This window comes from Kitasatospora saccharophila (genome assembly GCF_039529925.1).
Classification (GTDB): Bacteria; Actinomycetota; Actinomycetes; order Streptomycetales; family Streptomycetaceae; genus Kitasatospora; species Kitasatospora saccharophila.
Genome location: NZ_BAAANS010000002.1, coordinates 277,639 through 293,087, shown reverse-complemented (window position 1 = coordinate 293,087; position 15,449 = coordinate 277,639). Strand labels below are relative to the sequence as shown.

The following is a 15,449-nucleotide window of genomic DNA, read 5'->3' as shown; positions in this document are numbered from 1 at the left end:
AAGGCTCCCAGTAGACGACTGGGTTGATAGGCCGGATATGGAAGCCCTGTGAGGGGTGGAGTTGACCGGTACTAATAGGCCGAGGGCTTGTCCTCAGTTGCTCGCGTCCACTGTGTTGTTCTGAAACAACGACCCCCACCAATGGGTGGGCGGTGACAGTTTCATAGTGTTTCGGTGGTCATAGCGTGAGGGAAACGCCCGGTTACATTCCGAACCCGGAAGCTAAGCCTCACAGCGCCGATGGTACTGCAGGGGGGACCCTGTGGGAGAGTAGGACGCCGCCGAACAATCATTCAAAGAAAGGGCTCCAGCCGTCAGGCTGGGGCCCTTTCTGCATTTCCGGGACCGGAGGGAACGGGGAAGTAGGGGAGCGGGACCGAAAGGGCAGACAAGGGGGGTGTCTGTTGCCGGGTGGGGCGGTGCACGGCACACTGTGGCGTCATGGTCGTGGAGCAGGGCGAGGGGGCCGGCGGTAGAGCCGGTCGGGGCGACGGCGACTTTCGGGTGTTCTACGAGGCTGCGTACGGGCAACTGGTCGCGCACTTGTACGCGCTGACGGGCGATCTGGGCGAGGCGCAGGATGCCGCCCAGGAGGCGTTCGTGCGGGCGTGGAACCACTGGGGGCGGCTGGTGTCGCACGAGAATCCGGTGGCCTGGGTCCGGTTGACGGGGCAGCGGATCGCGATCAGTCGGTGGCGGCGGGCGCGGACGGCGTTGCAGAGCTGGATCCGGCACGGGGACGGTCAGCAGTCCCCGGTTCCGGGGCCGGGGCCGGAGACGGTGGCGTTGGTGGAGGCGCTGCGGAAGTTGCCGGAGGCGCAGCGGTCGGCGTTGGTGTGGCACCACATGGGAGGGCGTTCGGTGGCGGAGATCGCCGCGGACGAAGGGGTGCCGGTCGGGACGGTGAAAGCGCGCTTGCACCGGGGGAGGCAGGCGTTGGCGGTGCTGTTGGGGGAAGAGCCGGCGGCGGTCGTCGAGGAGCCGGTGGTCGCCCCGCTGCGGCCGGTTCGGGCGGCTGCCGCGGGTGAGCGGCAGGATGTGCGGGAGCAGCGGACGACGGGGGGCGGCGGTGCGGAAGGGGGGCCGGAGGCTGTGGAGTTGACGGGGGACCGGGTGCGGGTGGCTGAGGACTGCGGTTCGCATGTCTAGGTCCGAACTCCCGGAGGTGGACGAGGCGGAGGACCGTCCGGCGATCGGTGCTGTCCGTCTGGAGGCGATGTTCGACGGGCTGCGGCGCGACGTGGCGCTGAAGGTGCCGGCGCCGGAGAGCGCGGAGGTGGTCCGGCGCGGGGCGCGGCGTCGGCAGCGGCGTCGGGCGGGTGCGGTGGCCGGGGCCGGGGTGCTGGGCGTCACGGCGTTGTGGACGGTGACGTCGGTGCTGCCGCTCCGGTCCGCGCACGGGGTGGCGGGGGTGCCGGTGGAGCGGTCGGCGCTGCCGCTGCCGAAGGCGTCGATCACGTTGACGTTCGCTCCGTCGCCTTCGCTCCCGCCGCTGCCGACGGCTTCGGGGTGGGTGCTGTCGGCGCTGGACTCGGCGGAACCGGAAGTGCGGGCGCTGGCGTTGGAGGCGGAGCGGCTGCCGAAGGTGACGGGCTGGTACGGCCCGTGGTCGCCGGTGCCGTCGGGCAGCCCATCCGCGTCGGCGTCGGTGCTGGTTTCGGTCACGCCCGGTGCGTCGGGCAGTGCGGGTGCCGGTGCGCACCCGGCCGACGGTGGGCAGGCCGGCGGCGGGCGGGCCGGATCGCCGTCCGGGGCGTCGGGTACGGCGTCGGGCACGGGGCTGGACGGGGCGTTCGCGGACGGGTGCGTGCCGGGGCTGGTGGCGACCGCGGGGGCGGAGCGGACGTGGGGGGAGACCTACACGGACGGCGGGGAGGCGGGGACGACGGCGTACCAGTACGTGCTGGAGTTCTCGACGTCGGCGGTGGCCCGGTCGGTGGGGGACCGGATGCTGTCGGGCGAGGACTGCCGGGCGGAGGGGTGGACGGTGGGGGAGCGGGCCGCGGGGGTGGTGGCGCTGGGGCTGCGGCAGTCCTCGACGGCGGCCGAGGAGGTCGCGGTGCACGTCAGCGGGTCGATGGTGGCGGTGATGGCGGTGCACCGGAGCGGGAGCGGGGTGACGCCGGAGTCCGGGGCGTCGTACCCGTTCCGGGTCGCGGCGGCGGAGTTCCAGGGGCTGGGGGCGCCCGGGGCGACGGGGTCACCGGGTCCCTCGGGGGCGCCGTCGAAGTCCCCGTAGCCGTAGTCGCGGCCGTAGCCGGAGCCGTGACCGTGGCCGTCGTCGCACCCGCGGTCGGAACCGGAACCGTAGTCAGGTCGAGAAGGCGGGGCGGAGCCGCGGGGCGGGTGGGACGGCCGGGTGCGCGGTCGGCTCGAAAAAGTTCGGAATCCGATGCAACCCGTCTGCTCCGGGCCGCGTTGGAGTGTTGGGACCGTCGCCGTGAGGGCGCCGGTCGTCGGGGGAACATCGGGCCGGTCGGCCGGGGCAGAACAGGGGACTGCCCCGTCCGACCGGTCCGGTGGCGTCCCGGTGGGACAGGTCGTGGCGAGCCGTGCGGTTCGGACCGGAGGGGAATGGCGTGGGGGTCGAGACCGTGGGTGTGGGGGCCGGGCCGGATTTCGAGGAGTTGCGCAGGCGCGCGGCCGCGGACGGACCGCCTCCCGCGGAGGGCATGGTGGTGTGCGAGAACCTGGTGCGCATCCACCGGACCGAGGGCGTCGAGGTGCAGGCCCTGCAGGGGTTGGACCTGCTGGTCGAGGAGGGCGAGCTGATCGCGCTGGTCGGTGCCTCGGGCTCGGGCAAGTCGACGCTGCTGGGGATCCTCGCGGGGCTGGACGTGCCGACGGCGGGCAGCGCCCGGGTGGCGGGGCACGACCTGCTGGCGATGGGCAAGCGCGAGCGACTGGACTTCCGGCGCCGCACGGTCGGCTTCGTCTGGCAGCAGACGGCCCGCAACCTGCTGCCGTACCTGACGGCGGTGGAGAACGTGATGCTGCCGATGGGGTACGCGAGCGTGCCGCGACGGGACCGGCGGCGGCAGGCGGGGGAGCTGCTGGAGCTGCTGGGGATCGGGCACCTGGCGGGCCGGCGGCCGGACGAGATGTCGGGCGGTGAGCAGCAGCGGGTGGCGATCGCGGTGGCGAACGCGAACTCCCCGGCGCTGCTGCTGGCGGACGAGCCGACGGGCGAGCTGGACAGCGCGACCAGCGAGGAGATCTTCGCGGCGCTGCGTTCGGTGAACGAGGAGCTGGGGGTGACGGTGCTGATCGTCACCCATGACCTTATGGTGGCGCAGGAAGTGCGCCGGACCGTGCGGATCCGCAACGGGCGGACCTCCACGGAGGTGCTGCGTCCCGAGCGGGGCGAGCCGGGCGTGGAGTACGCGGTGCTGGACCGGGTGGGCCGGTTGCAACTGCCGCCGGACTTCACGGAGGCGCTGCAGCTCAGCCGCCGGGTGCGGCTGGCGTTGGAGGAGGACCACATCGGGGTGTGGCGGGCCGAGGAAGAGGTGCAGGGGTGAGCGACGGCGCGATGGTGGTCGTGGAGGACGTGCACCGGACGTTCGGCGAGGGCGACCGGGCGGTGCACGCGGTGCGCGGGGTGTCGTTCACCGCGCGGGCGGGCGAGTTGACGGCGCTGCGCGGCCGGTCGGGTTCGGGCAAGACGACGCTGCTGAACCTGGTGGGCGGGCTGGACACGCCGTCCTCCGGGAAGATCAGCATCGCCGGGACGGACCTGGCGGGCCTGGACGAGGCGGGCCGGCTGGAGCTGCGGCGGGACCGGATCGGTTTCGTGTTCCAGTCGTTCGGCCTGATCTCGGTGCTGACGGCGGCGGAGAACGTCGGGGTGCCGATGCGGCTGCGCAAGGTGGCGGTGAAGGAGCGCGAGGAGCGGGTCCGGACGCTGCTGGCGATGGTGGGCCTGTCGGAGCACGCGGAGCAGCGGCCGACCGAGATGTCGGGCGGTCAGCAGCAGCGGGTGGCGGTGGCGCGGGCGCTGGCGAACGAGCCGGCGCTGCTGATCGCGGACGAGCCGACCGGCCAGCTGGACTCGGACACCGGGCTGGCGATCATGCAGCTGCTGCGGGCGGTGGTGCGCAGCGAGGGCGTGACGGCCCTGGTGGCGACGCACGACCCGCAGCTGATGGAACTCGCCGACCGGGTCCTGGAGTTGCGGGACGGCAAGATCGTCGAGTAGTCGGCGGGCGGGTCCGGGCGACCGTGTGGGCTCGCCCGGGCCGTCGTCGTTCCCGGCCCAGTGCCCCGGCCCAGTGCCCCGGCCCAGTGCCCCGGCCCTCGGAGCGCCCGAGGGGCAGACCGTCAGGAGCTCAGACCGTCAGGAGCTCAGGCGGTCCAGAGCGCGCGGACCTGCTCGGCGATCCGGTGGCCCTGGGCCCGGCCGGCTCGGGCGGAGGGGGTGCGGACGGCGTTGTCGAGCGGGTTGGGGCCGGCCGCGGCGAGCGAGTCCTCGTCGGGGGTGACGGCGAGCACCTTGCCGGTGGTTTCGAGGAGGGCCAGTTCGGGGGCGAGGAACGGGTCGGTCATCGGAGCCAGCACCAGGACGGCCTGCTGCCCGGTCATCAGGTCGGCGTTGTTGGAGCTGCGGACGCCGCCGTCCATGTAGCGGCGGCCGTCGATCTCGACGGTGGGCCAGATGCCGGGGACGGCGCAGCTGGCGGCGACCGCGTCGACCAGCGGGACGCCGCTGCGGCGGTCGAAGGTGCGGGGTTCGCCGGTCTCGGCGTCGACGGCGGTGACGGTGAGCGGCCAGGCGGGCCAGTCGTGGCGCGGGAGGCGCCCGGCGATGACGGCGAGCCGGTCGGCGGCGGGGACGGTGTCGGCGGCGAGGGCGAGCGCGCCGACCCGGCGGCGCAGTTCGGTGGGGTCGCCGATCTCGGCGATCAGCTTGCCGAGGGTTTCGAAGAGGGCGCCGAGGGCTTCGGCGGGCGGGGTGATCTCGGGGTTCTGCAGCTCCGGGTCGGTCTGCCGGCGGTAGAGCTCGGCGAGCGGGAGGCCGGAGGCGAGCTGTCCGGCGACGGTGGACCCGGCGGAGGTGCCGAGGACGTGGTCGGCGGTGCCGGGGACGTCGATCCCGGCTTCGGCGAGGCCGTGCAGCAGGCCGGTCTCCCAGGAGATTCCGGCGAGTCCGCCGCCGCCGAGTACGAGTCCGCGCATGGTGGTTCCCCCTCGAATCGTCCGGTTCCCCGGCATTCTGGCGCACGGGCCGCCGGGGGGCGTCAAGAAGGTGACAATTCTCCGCCGGGGAGCGGTCCGATCAGCGGATGGTGCGATTTCTGCCCGTAGTCTCGGAGCCATGGTGCACACGGCCCGTGGCAGGCTGCGGATCTACCTCGGGGCGGCCCCGGGCGTCGGCAAGACCCACGCGATGCTGGCCGAGGCGCACCGCCGGGCCGAGCGGGGCGCCGAGGTGGTGGTCGGCTTCGTGGAGACCCACGGCCGGCCCCGCACCGCCGAGCTGCTGGCGGGCCTGGAGACCGTCCCGCGCCGGACGATGACCCACCGGGGCGCCGAGTTCACCGAGCTGGACCTGGACGCGGTGCTGGCGCGAGACCCGGCGCTCGCGCTGGTCGACGAGCTGGCCCACACCAACGTGCCCGGCTCGCGCAACGCCAAGCGCTGGCAGGACGTGGAGGAACTGCTGGCGGCCGGGATCGACGTCATCTCCACCGTCAACGTCCAGCACCTGGAGTCGCTGGGGGACGTGGTCGAGGGCATCACCGGCGTCCGGCAGCGGGAGACCGTGCCGGACGAGGTGGTGCGCCGGGCCGACCAGATCGAACTGGTCGACATGTCCCCGCAGGCGCTGCGCCGCCGCCTCGCGCACGGCAACGTGTACGCGCCGGACAAGGTGGACGCGGCGCTCGCGCACTACTTCCGGCCCGGCAACCTGACCGCGCTGCGCGAGCTGGCGCTGCTGTGGACGGCCGACCGGGTCGACGAGTACTTGCAGCGCTACCGGGCCGAGCAGGGCATCCAGGGCACCTGGCAGGCCCGGGAGCGGATCGTGGTCGGCCTGACCGGCGGCCCGGAGGGCGCCACGCTGATCCGCCGGGCGGCCCGGATCGCGGCCCGCAACAGCGCGGGCGAACTGCTGGCGGTGCACATCTCGCGCTCCGACGGCCTGTCCGGCTCCTCCCCGCAGGCGCTGATCGAGCAGCGCGCCCTGGTGGAGAGCCTCGGCGGCAGCTTCCACCCGGTGCTCGGCGACGACCCGGCGGCCGGGCTGCTGGACTTCGCGCGCGGGGTCAACGCCACCCAGATCGTGATCGGCACCAGCCGCCGCAAGGTCTGGCAGTACGTGTACGGGCCGGGCGTCGGCTACACGGTGACCCGGGACTCCGGGGACATCGACGTCCACATGGTCAACCACGAGCACGCGGCGCGCGGCCGGGGCCGGATCCCGATCCGCAAGGTGACCGACCTGGGCCGGACCCGGACGGTCGCGGGCTGGGTGATCGGGGTGGTCGGGCCGCCGCTGCTGGCGCTGGCGCTGACCAGGCTGCACGGGCCGGGGCTGTCCACCGACATGCTGCTGTTCCTGTCGCTGACGGTGTGCGCGGCGCTGGTCGGCGGGCTGTACCCGGCGATCGCCTCCGCGCTGGTCTCCTCCTCGGCGCTCAACTACTACTTCGCGCCCCCCGTGCACACCTTCACCATCGCCCAGCCGGAGAACATCGCCGCGGTGGCGATCTTCGCGGCGGTCGGCATCGCGGTGGCCACCGTGGTCGACCTGGCGGCCCGGCGCAGCCACGTCGCGGCCCGTGCCCAGGCCGAGGCGCAGACGCTGTCCGCGCTGGCGGGCACCGTGCTGCGCGGCGCGCCGACCGGCGAGGGGGTGCTGACGGCGCTGCTGGAGCAGGTCCGGGAGACCTTCCAGCAGGAGGCGGTGGCGCTGCTGGAGCGCACCGACCCGCACGGCGGCTGGCAGGCCGCGGCCTCGGTCGGACCGCGTCCGCCCGCCGGGCCGGAGCGGGCCGACGTGGACGTCCCGGTCGGCGAGCGCCTGGCGCTGGTGCTGCGCGGCCGGGTGCTGCCCGCCGGGGACCGGCGGATGCTCGGCGCGTTCGCCAACCAGGCCGCCGTGCTGCTGGAGCGCCGCCGGCTGGCGGGGGAGGCGGCGGCGGCCCGCCGGGAGGCGGAGGGCAACCGGATCCGCACCGCGCTGCTGGCCGCCGTCTCGCACGACCTGCGCACCCCGCTGGCCGGGATCAAGGCCGCGGTGTCCTCGCTGCGCGCCGAGGACGTCGAGTGGGACCCGGAGGACGAGGCCGAACTGCTGGCCGGGATCGAGTCCGGCGCGGACCGGCTCGACCACCTGATCAACAACCTGCTGGACATGAGCCGGCTGCAGACCGGCACGGTCACCCCGCTGCTGCAGCCCACCGACCTGGACGAGGTGGTGCCGTTCGTGCTCGGCGGCGTCCCGCCCGGCAGCGTGCGCCTCGACGTGGCGGAGTCGCTGCCGATGGTGCGGGCCGACGCCGGCCTGCTGGAGCGGGTGCTGGCCAACCTGGTGGAGAACGCCGTCAAGCACGGGCCGCCCGGGTCACCCGTCCTGGTGAAGGCGGATCTGCTGGAGCGCGCCGGACGGGTCGAACTGCGGGTGGTCGACCGCGGCCCCGGCGTCCCCGAGGAGGCCCGGGAGCGGATCTTCGCCCCGTTCCAGCGGCACGGCGACGCCCCGCGCGGTGCCGGGGTCGGCCTCGGCCTGGCGGTGGCCCGCGGCTTCGCCGAGGCGATGGACGGCACCGTCACCGCCGAGGACACCCCCGGCGGCGGGCTGACCATGGTGGTCTCGCTGCCCGCCGCGCCCGCCGCCCCGGCACACCCCGCCGACGCAAGAGACGCACGAGACGCACGAGACGCAAGAGACGCAAGAGACGCACGAGACGAACGAAAGGCCGGTTCCGCATGACCCGGGTCCTCGTGGTGGACGACGAACCGCAGATCGTCCGCGCCCTGGTGATCAACCTCAAGGCCCGGAAGTACGAGGTGGACTCCGCGCACGACGGCGCGGGCGCCCTGGAGCTGGCCGCCGCCCGCCACCCCGACGTGGTCGTGCTCGACCTGGGCCTGCCCGACATGGACGGCGTCGAGGTGATCCGCGGCCTGCGCGGCTGGACCCGGGTGCCGATCATCGTGCTGTCCGCCCGGCACGCCTCCGACGAGAAGGTCGAGGCGCTGGACGCCGGCGCCGACGACTACGTCACCAAGCCGTTCGGCATGGACGAGCTGCTGGCCCGGATGCGGGCCGCCGTCCGCCGGGCCGAACCGGTCACCGCCGAGGGCGAGCCGGTGATCGTCACCGAGGGCTTCACCGTCGACCTGGCCGCCAAGAAGGTCGACCGGCAGGGCGCGGACGTCCGGCTCACCCCCACCGAGTGGCACCTGCTGGAGGTGCTGGTGCGCAACTCCGGGCGGCTGGTCAGCCAGACCCAGCTGCTCCAGGAGGTGTGGGGCCCGGCCTACCGCAAGGAGACCAACTACCTGCGGGTCTACCTGGCGCAGCTGCGCCGCAAGCTGGAGCCGGACCCCTCGCACCCCCGGCACTTCATCACCGAACCGGGCATGGGGTACCGCTTCGAGCCGTGACCCGGCCGTGATCCACCCCACGCGCGGCCCTGCCGCCCGGCACCGGCGAACCGGTACCCTTCCGGCATGAGTGGTGACAACATCGGCGACCAGCCGCAAGGCCGTTTCCGCCGCATGCTGAGCCGGTTGACCTCCTCCTCCGAGGAGCTGGAGGCCGAGGAGCTGCGGCAGGACACCGCGGAGGCGGGCTGCACCCCGATCGCCGCCTGCGGCGACCGCGAGATCGTCACCGTCGCGGGCACGCTGCGCACCGTCACGCTGCGCCCGCGCGCGGGAGTGCCCGCGCTGGAGGCCGAACTGTTCGACGGCACCGAGGCGCTGGACGTGGTGTGGCTGGGCCGACGCTCGATCGTGGGCATCGAGCCGGGCCGCCGCCTGATCGCCAGTGGCCGGATCAGCCACGCACGCGGGCGCCGCGTGCTCTTCAACCCCCGCTACGAGCTGCGTCCGGTGGGACACGGGAGCGAGACCGCGTGAGCAACGAGGCGATCAGGGTGAGCGCGCACGGCCCGCAGGGCCCGCAGGACGACGACCGGTCCGGTCCCGGGGTGCACGAGCCGGCCGGGTCGGCGGCCGAGCCGGAGCGGGACGCCTCGAAGGAGGCGGCCGAGACGGTGCTCAAGGCGTTCGGCGGCGTGCGCGGCATGATCGACATGACGCTGCCGGGCCTGGTGTACATCATCGCGTTCAACATCACCCACAAGGTGCCGGCCGCCGCCTGGTCAGCGCTGGCGCTGTGCGCGGTGTTCGTGGTGGTCCGGCTGGTCCGCCGGGAGACCATCCAGCACGCCTTCTCCGGCGTGTTCGGGGTGGCGATCGGCGCCTGGATCTCGATGAAGACCGGCAAGGCCGAGGACTTCTACCTGCCCGGCCTGCTGTGGAACGTCCTCTACTGCGCGGGGCTCGCCGTCTCGGCGCTGGTGCGCTGGCCGATGATCGGCCTGATGCTCGGCCCGATCACCGGCGAGATGTTCACCTGGCGCAAGCAGAACCCCGGCCGGCTGGCCGCCTACACCAAGGCGACCTGGGCCTGGGTGCTGATCATGGGCCTGAAGCCGGTGATCCTGTTCCCGCTGTACTTCACCCACAACATCAACCTGCTGGGCTGGCTGAAGGTCGCCCTCGGCATCCCGCCGCTGCTGCTGGCGATGTACGTGACCTGGCGGATCCTGCTGACCGCGCCGCCGCCGATCAAGGCGGAGCTGGACGAGGACGAGCAGGCGCCGGAGAAGTGACCTCCCGGACGTGACGAAGGGCCCCGCGCACCGCGCGGGGCCCTTCGCCGTGCGGGGGCGGGTCAGCCGGCCAGCAGCGTCTCCAGCTCCTCCTCGCGCTCCTGGGCGGCGACGAACAGCAGTTCGTCACCGGCCTCCAGGGTGTCGCTGCCGCCGGGGACCAGCACCCGTCCCTCGCGGATGATGGTGACCAGCGCGGTGTCCACCGGCCAGGCGACGTCGCCGACCCGGGTGCCGACCAGGTCGGTGTCCGCGGCCAGGGTGAGCTCGACCAGGTTGGCGTTGCCCTGGGAGAAGCGCATCAGGCGGACCAGGTCGCCGACGCTCACCGCCTCCTCGACCAGCGCCGACATCAGCCGCGGGGTGGAGACCGCGACGTCCACGCCCCAGGACTCGTTGTACAGCCACTCGTTCTTCGGGTTGTTCACCCGGGCGACCACCCGCGGCACGCCGTACTCGGTCTTGGCGAGCAGCGACACCACCAGGTTGACCTTGTCGTCGCCGGTGGCGGCGATCACCACGTGGCAGCGCTGCAGCGCGGCCTCGTCCAGCGAGGTGATCTCGCAGGCGTCGGCGAGCAGCCACTCGGCGAGCGGGACGCGCTCCACCGAGATGGAGTTCGGGTTCTTGTCGATCAGCAGGACCTCGTGGCCGTTCTCCAGGAGCTCCCCGGCGATGGAACGGCCGACGGCTCCGGCTCCGGCGATGGCGACGCGCATCAGTGACCAGCCTCCTCGGGGGCCTTCGCGAACGCCGCCTCGACCGCGGTCAGTTCGTTGCGGCGCAGCATCACGTGCACCAGGTCGCCCTCCTGGACCACCATCTGCGGGGTGGGCAGCGTGCCCTCGCCGACCCGGGTGACGAACGCCACCCGGACGCCGGCGGCCTCCTCCAGCTCGGAGAGCCGGTGGCCGATCCAGGCCGGGGCGAACGCGACCTCGGCGAGCTGCACCGAGCCCGACGGGTCCTGCCAGAGCGGCTCGGCGCCGCTGGGCAGCAGCCGGCGCAGCATCTGGTCGGCGGTCCAGCGGACGGTGGCGACGGTCGGGATGCCCAGGCGCTGGTACACCTCGGCGCGGCGCGGGTCGTAGATGCGGGCCGCGACGTGCTCGACGCCGAAGTTCTCGCGGGCCACCCGGGCCGCGATGATGTTCGAGTTGTCACCGCTGGAGACGGCGGCGAAGGCGCCCGCCTCCTCGATGCCGGCTTCCTTCAGGGTGTCCTGGTCGAAGCCGACGCCGGTGACCCGGCGGCCGTTGAAGCCCGCGCCGAGCCGGCGGAACGCGGTCGGGTCCTGGTCGATGACCGCGACCGAGTGACCTTGTTTCTCAAGCGTTCTGGCGAGGGCGGAGCCCACGCGTCCGCAGCCCATGATGACGATGTGCACGCGCCTACCTCACCCGGTCCGTTGGGGTCATGACCTGCGTAAACACCGCTCATCGTCCTTCCGTGCACCCGATTCCGGGGGCCGCTGGTCGGCCGCGCCTGTGATCCGACGCGAGGGGCAACTCGGTGTTGCCCGCAAAACCTTCTGCCGACACGCTAGCCGGTCCACCGAACACAGTCTCGACCAAGGTGGCCCCGCGAGGCATCCGGTGCCACCGGGAGCCCTTACGATCCCTTGTTGTGCCTATGCCTGCTGACCTACCGAAACGCATCCTGATCGGGCGTGCGCTGCGCAGCGACAAGCTGGGGGAGACGCTCCTCCCCAAGCGCATCGCGCTGCCGGTGTTCGCCTCGGACGCGCTCTCCTCCGTCGCGTACGCGCCCGAGGAGATCCTGTTGACGCTGTCGCTGGCCGGCGCCTCGGCCATCCACTTCTCGTGGCAGATCGGCGTCGTGGTCGCCATCGTGATGCTCGCGGTGGTCGCCTCCTACCGGCAGAACGTGCACGCCTACCCCAGCGGCGGCGGCGACTACGAGGTCGCCACCGTCAACCACGGGCCGAACTCCGGCCTGGTGGTGGCGAGCGCGCTGATGGTCGACTACATCCTCACCGTGGCGGTGTCGACCACCTCCGGCGTGGCCAACGTGGTCTCCGCGGTGCCCGCGCTGCGCGGGCACGAGATGACGCTGTCGGTCTTCCTGGTCATCCTGCTGATGGGCATGAACCTGCGCGGCGTGCGCGAGTCCGGCACGGCGTTCGCCGTCCCGACGTACGCGTTCATGGTCGGCGTCATGGGCATGGTGGTGTACGGCCTGGTCCGGCACTTCGGGTTCGGCGCCGCGCTGCCCGCGGAGAGCTCCTCGTACCACCTGGCGGCGACGGACGGGAACGGTTCGCTGGCCGGGTTCGCGCTGGTGTTCCTGCTGCTGAAGGCGTTCTCCTCCGGCTGCGCCGCGCTGACCGGCGTGGAGGCGATCTCCAACGGCGTGCCGGCCTTCCGGAAGCCGAAGAGCAAGAACGCGGCGACCACGCTGCTGATGATGGCCTCCATCGCCGTGACGATGTTCATGGGCATCATCTACCTGGCCCACCTGACCGGCACGCAGATGGCCGAGAACCCGGCCGAGCAGCTGATCGGCGCGCCGGAGAACTACCACCAGAAGACCGTGCTGGCACAGATCTCCGAAGCGGTGTTCTCCAACTTCACGCCCGGCTTCTACTTCGTCGCCGCCACCACCGGCCTGATCCTGGTGCTGGCCGCCAACACCGCGTTCAACGGCTTCCCGGTGCTCGGCTCGATCCTCGCCCAGGACCGCTACCTGCCCCGGCAGCTGCACACCCGCGGCGACCGGCTCGCCTTCTCCAACGGCATCGTGCTGCTGGCCGGCGCGGCGATCCTGTTCATCGTGGCGTTCGGCGCCGACCCGAACCGGCTGATCCAGCTGTACATCGTCGGCGTCTTCGTGGCCTTCAACATGAGCCAGTCCGGCATGATCCGGCACTGGACCAGGCTGCTGCGCACCGAGACCGACCCGAAGAAGCGCGCCCACATGCAGCGCAGCCGGGCGATCAACACCTTCGGCCTGGTGATGACCATGGCCGTGCTGATCGTGGTGCTCGCCACCAAGATCGGCCACGCCTGGATCGCGATCGCCCTGATGGTGGTGCTGTTCGTCGTGATGAAGGCGATCCGCCGGCACTACGACCGGGTCAACGCCGAGCTCAAGGCCGCCGAGGAGCCCGACGACGCCGCCCCGCCGACCCGGGTGCACGCCATCGTGCTGGTCTCCAAGATCCACAAGCCCGCGCTGCGCGCCCTCGCGTACGCCCGCCTCGCCCGGGCCCAGACCCTGGAGGCCGTCACCGTCAACGTCGACCCGGCCGACACCGCGGCGCTGCGGCAGGACTGGGAGGAGCGCGGCCTGGACGTGCCGCTCAAGGTCCTCGACTCGCCCTACCGCGAGGTCACCGGGCCGGTGCTGGAGTACGTCAAGAACCTGCGCCGCTCCAGCCCGCGCGACGTGGTCGCGGTCTACATCCCCGAGTACGTGGTCGGCCACTGGTACGAGCACCTGCTGCACAACCAGAGCGCGCTGCGGCTCAAGGGCCGCCTGCTGTTCAAGCCCGGCGTGATGGTGACCTCCGTACCCTGGCAGTTGGAGTCCTCGGAGCGGCGCAAGGCGCCCAAGGCGTGGTCCGCGCCCGGTGCGGTGCGCCGCGGCGAGCCGCGGCGGCGGCCGGGGGCGGGCGGTCCGGCCGATTCCGCCGGGTCCGCCGGTCCGACCGGCGGGTCGGGCGGCGGGGCGGACGCCGCGCCGCGCGACTGAGCGCACGCGCTGCCCGTCCGGTCTCCGGATGGCCTTCAATGGCCCGTGGCGGATCGTTCCCGGTCCGCCGCGGGCCGCCGTGTTCGCCGCACGGTGCTCCACCCGTTAGTGTCCCGCTGTCTCCCGTAAGGAAGCGACCCCCGTGACCCGCAACAACCCGCCCCGCTCCTCCGGTCGCCAGGGCCGCCCCGGCCGCACGTCCGGCGCCAAGCCGGGGCAGGTCGCGCACCCGCGCTGGAGCAGCCGGCCCGCCCGGCCGGAGGCCACCGACCGGGAGGGCAACACCGCCCGCAGCCTGCCGCCGGTGCCCGGCGAGCAGCGCCCGGAGAAGCCCGTGAAGGCCGCTCCGGCGAAGAACGCTCCGGCGAAGGCCGCTCGGGCGAAGAACGCGACGAAGGCCGCGCCCAAGGACAAGGCTCCGGAGCAGGCCGGGCCGAAGCAGGCCGCGCCGAGGGGCGAGGGCGCGAAGAAGCCGGCCCGGCAGGGGCGCAAGCCCGGCGCGGTGCGCCCGACCAAGGCGCTGCGGCCCGCGCAGCCGGTGATGCGGCAGCCCTCCGGGGACCCGCTGGTCGGCGAGCGCTACGAGGTCGAGGTCGGGCCGGTCGCGCACGGCGGCCACTGCGTGGCCCGGCACGAGGGGCGGGTGCTGTTCGTCCGGCACGCGCTGCCCGGCGAGCGGGTGGTCGCGCTGGTCACCGAGGGCACCACCACCTCCCGCTTCCTGCGGGCCGACGCGGTGGAGGTGCTGGACCCCTCCAAGGACCGGATCGAGGCCCCCTGCCCGTTCTCCGGCCCCGGCAAGTGCGGCGGCTGCGACTGGCAGCACGTCACCCCCGGCGGGCAGCGCAAGCTCAAGGCCGCCGTCCTCACCGAGCAGCTCGCCAAGCTGGCCGGCCTCACCCCCGAGGAGGCCCGCTGGGACGGCTCGGTCGAACCGGTCGGCGGCAAGCTCCCGGCGGGCGAGGTCCCGGCCTGGCGCACCCGGGTCCAGTACGCGGTGGACGAGGAGGGCGGCGTCGGCCTGCGCAAGCACCGCTCGCACGACGTCCAGCCGATCGACCGCTGCCTGATCGCCGCGCCCGGCGTCACCGAACTCGGCATCGAGTCCCGGGACTGGACCGGCGTGGCCTCCGTCGAGGCGATCGCCTCCTCCGGCTCCTCCGACCGCCAGGTGATCCTGCGGCCCCGGACCGGCGAGCAGCTGCCGCTGGTCGAACTGGACCGGGAGACCTCCATCGCCCGGATCGACGACCAGGACCTCTTCCACCGCGTCCACGGCCGCACCTTCGTCCGCGAGCGCGCCGCCGGCCGCACCTGGCGGGTCTCCGAGGGCGGCTTCTGGCAGATCCACCCCGAGGCCCCCGAGACCCTGGTCGACGCCGTCCTCACCGGCCTCGACCCGCAGTGGGGCGAGAGCGCGCTCGACCTCTACTGCGGCGTCGGCCTGTTCGCGGGCGCGCTCGCCGAACGGGTCGGCGAGGAGGGCGCGGTGCTCGGCATCGAGTCCGGCAAGCAGGCGGTGGCCGACGCCCGGCACAACCTCGCCGCGCTGGAGCACGTCCGGATCGAGTGCGACAAGGTCGAGACCCTGCTGCCCCGCACCGGCATCACCTCCACCGACCTGATCGTCCTCGACCCCCCGCGCGCCGGCGCCGGCCGCGACACCGTCGCCCACCTCAGCTCCCTGGAGGCCCGCCGGATCGCCTACGTCGCCTGCGACCCGGCCGCCCTCGCCCGCGACCTGGCCTTCTTCCGCGAGGGCGGCTACCGCCCGGTCTCGCTGCGGGCCTTCGACCTGTTCCCGATGACCCAGCACTTCGAGTGCGTCGCCATCCTGGAGCCGGTCCGGTAACGGCCGGCGGCGCACCACACGCACGGGCGCGGGAG

At 73.3% G+C, this 15,449-nt stretch carries 13 protein-coding genes and 2 rRNA genes; 12 read left to right on the top strand and 3 right to left on the bottom strand.

Annotated features, from left to right (window positions below):
- The 6 genes from ABD345_RS03110 to ABD345_RS03085 all read left to right on the top strand — a co-directional run.
- Positions 1-95 (top strand): 23S ribosomal RNA (locus ABD345_RS03110); the annotation flags it as partial.
- Between the two features lie 75 nt (positions 96-170).
- Positions 171-287: ribosomal RNA gene (rrf, locus tag ABD345_RS03105) — 5S ribosomal RNA — on the top strand.
- 154 nt (positions 288-441) lie between these two features.
- The gene (locus ABD345_RS03100; RefSeq protein ID WP_344550106.1) at positions 442-1,149 is read left to right on the top strand and encodes a SigE family RNA polymerase sigma factor; all 708 of its coding nucleotides are present in this window, start codon (positions 442-444) and stop codon (positions 1,147-1,149) included.
- Positions 1,142-2,239, top strand: coding sequence for a hypothetical protein (locus ABD345_RS03095; protein ID WP_344550105.1), 1,098 nt, complete (start codon positions 1,142-1,144; stop codon positions 2,237-2,239). Before ABD345_RS03100 ends, ABD345_RS03095 begins: the two co-directional genes overlap by 8 nt.
- A 340-nt stretch (positions 2,240-2,579) precedes the next feature.
- Positions 2,580-3,521, top strand: coding sequence for an ABC transporter ATP-binding protein (locus ABD345_RS03090; protein WP_425556752.1), 942 nt, complete (start codon positions 2,580-2,582; stop codon positions 3,519-3,521).
- Positions 3,522-3,532: 11 nt separating this feature from the next.
- A complete protein-coding gene (locus ABD345_RS03085; RefSeq protein WP_344550114.1) occupies positions 3,533-4,198 on the top strand; it encodes an ABC transporter ATP-binding protein in 666 nt (221 codons plus the stop codon).
- A 146-nt stretch (positions 4,199-4,344) separates the two neighbouring features.
- Here ABD345_RS03085 and ABD345_RS03080 read toward each other — a convergent pair whose 3' ends face one another.
- Complete coding sequence (locus tag ABD345_RS03080; protein WP_344550104.1) at positions 4,345-5,175, bottom strand: patatin-like phospholipase family protein; 831 nt, start codon at positions 5,173-5,175, stop codon at positions 4,345-4,347.
- Between the two features lie 139 nt (positions 5,176-5,314).
- Here ABD345_RS03080 and ABD345_RS03075 point away from each other — a divergent pair, with 139 nt between their 5' ends.
- The 4 genes from ABD345_RS03075 to ABD345_RS03060 all read left to right on the top strand — a co-directional run bounded on the left by ABD345_RS03075 (position 5,315) and on the right by ABD345_RS03060 (position 9,848).
- The gene (locus ABD345_RS03075; RefSeq protein ID WP_344550103.1) at positions 5,315-7,936 is read left to right on the top strand and encodes a sensor histidine kinase; all 2,622 of its coding nucleotides are present in this window, start codon (positions 5,315-5,317) and stop codon (positions 7,934-7,936) included.
- Positions 7,933-8,613, top strand: coding sequence for a response regulator (locus tag ABD345_RS03070; protein WP_344550102.1), 681 nt, complete (start codon positions 7,933-7,935; stop codon positions 8,611-8,613). Before ABD345_RS03075 ends, ABD345_RS03070 begins: the two co-directional genes overlap by 4 nt.
- Positions 8,614-8,679: 66 nt before the next feature.
- Complete coding sequence (locus ABD345_RS03065) at positions 8,680-9,090, top strand: OB-fold nucleic acid binding domain-containing protein (RefSeq protein ID WP_344550101.1); 411 nt, start codon at positions 8,680-8,682, stop codon at positions 9,088-9,090.
- Positions 9,087-9,848, top strand: coding sequence for a DUF3159 domain-containing protein (locus ABD345_RS03060; protein WP_344550100.1), 762 nt, complete (start codon positions 9,087-9,089; stop codon positions 9,846-9,848). Before ABD345_RS03065 ends, ABD345_RS03060 begins: the two co-directional genes overlap by 4 nt.
- A 62-nt stretch (positions 9,849-9,910) precedes the next feature.
- Here the strand turns inward: ABD345_RS03060 and ABD345_RS03055 are convergent, their stop codons facing one another.
- Together ABD345_RS03055 and ABD345_RS03050 are read right to left on the bottom strand one after the other, a co-directional pair.
- Positions 9,911-10,567 (bottom strand): NAD-binding protein, encoded by a 657-nt coding sequence (locus tag ABD345_RS03055; protein WP_030906692.1) that lies wholly within the window; start codon positions 10,565-10,567, stop codon positions 9,911-9,913.
- Entirely contained in the window at positions 10,567-11,235 is a 669-nt protein-coding gene (locus tag ABD345_RS03050; protein ID WP_344550099.1) for a potassium channel family protein, read from the bottom strand. Before ABD345_RS03050 ends, ABD345_RS03055 begins: the two co-directional genes overlap by 1 nt.
- 245 nt (positions 11,236-11,480) lie before the next feature.
- Here ABD345_RS03050 and ABD345_RS03045 point away from each other — a divergent pair, with 245 nt between their 5' ends.
- Positions 11,481-13,562: an APC family permease gene (locus tag ABD345_RS03045; RefSeq protein ID WP_344550098.1), complete on the top strand. Its 2,082-nt coding sequence runs from the start codon at positions 11,481-11,483 to the stop codon at positions 13,560-13,562.
- Between the two features lie 541 nt (positions 13,563-14,103).
- Positions 14,104-15,414, top strand: a complete 1,311-nt coding sequence (locus tag ABD345_RS03040; protein WP_344550113.1) for a class I SAM-dependent RNA methyltransferase — start codon at positions 14,104-14,106, stop codon at positions 15,412-15,414.
- Positions 15,415-15,449 lie beyond the last annotated feature (35 nt).

Bases quoted from the DNA above. Each gene is read 5' to 3' on its own strand.
- ABD345_RS03095 (WP_344550105.1), top strand. From the start codon at position 1,142: ATGTCTAGGTCCGAACTCCCGGAGGTGGACGAGGCGGAGGACCGTCCG.
- ABD345_RS03065 (WP_344550101.1), top strand. From the start codon at position 8,680: ATGAGTGGTGACAACATCGGCGACCAGCCGCAAGGCCGTTTCCGCCGC.
- ABD345_RS03070 (WP_344550102.1), top strand. From the start codon at position 7,933: ATGACCCGGGTCCTCGTGGTGGACGACGAACCGCAGATCGTCCGCGCC.
- ABD345_RS03080 (WP_344550104.1), bottom strand. From the start codon at position 5,175: ATGCGCGGACTCGTACTCGGCGGCGGCGGACTCGCCGGAATCTCCTGG.
- ABD345_RS03055 (WP_030906692.1), bottom strand. From the start codon at position 10,567: ATGCGCGTCGCCATCGCCGGAGCCGGAGCCGTCGGCCGTTCCATCGCC.
- ABD345_RS03045 (WP_344550098.1), top strand. From the start codon at position 11,481: ATGCCTGCTGACCTACCGAAACGCATCCTGATCGGGCGTGCGCTGCGC.
- ABD345_RS03040 (WP_344550113.1), top strand. From the start codon at position 14,104: ATGCGGCAGCCCTCCGGGGACCCGCTGGTCGGCGAGCGCTACGAGGTC.
- ABD345_RS03075 (WP_344550103.1), top strand. From the start codon at position 5,315: ATGGTGCACACGGCCCGTGGCAGGCTGCGGATCTACCTCGGGGCGGCC.
- ABD345_RS03100 (WP_344550106.1), top strand. From the start codon at position 442: ATGGTCGTGGAGCAGGGCGAGGGGGCCGGCGGTAGAGCCGGTCGGGGC.
- ABD345_RS03085 (WP_344550114.1), top strand. From the start codon at position 3,533: ATGGTGGTCGTGGAGGACGTGCACCGGACGTTCGGCGAGGGCGACCGG.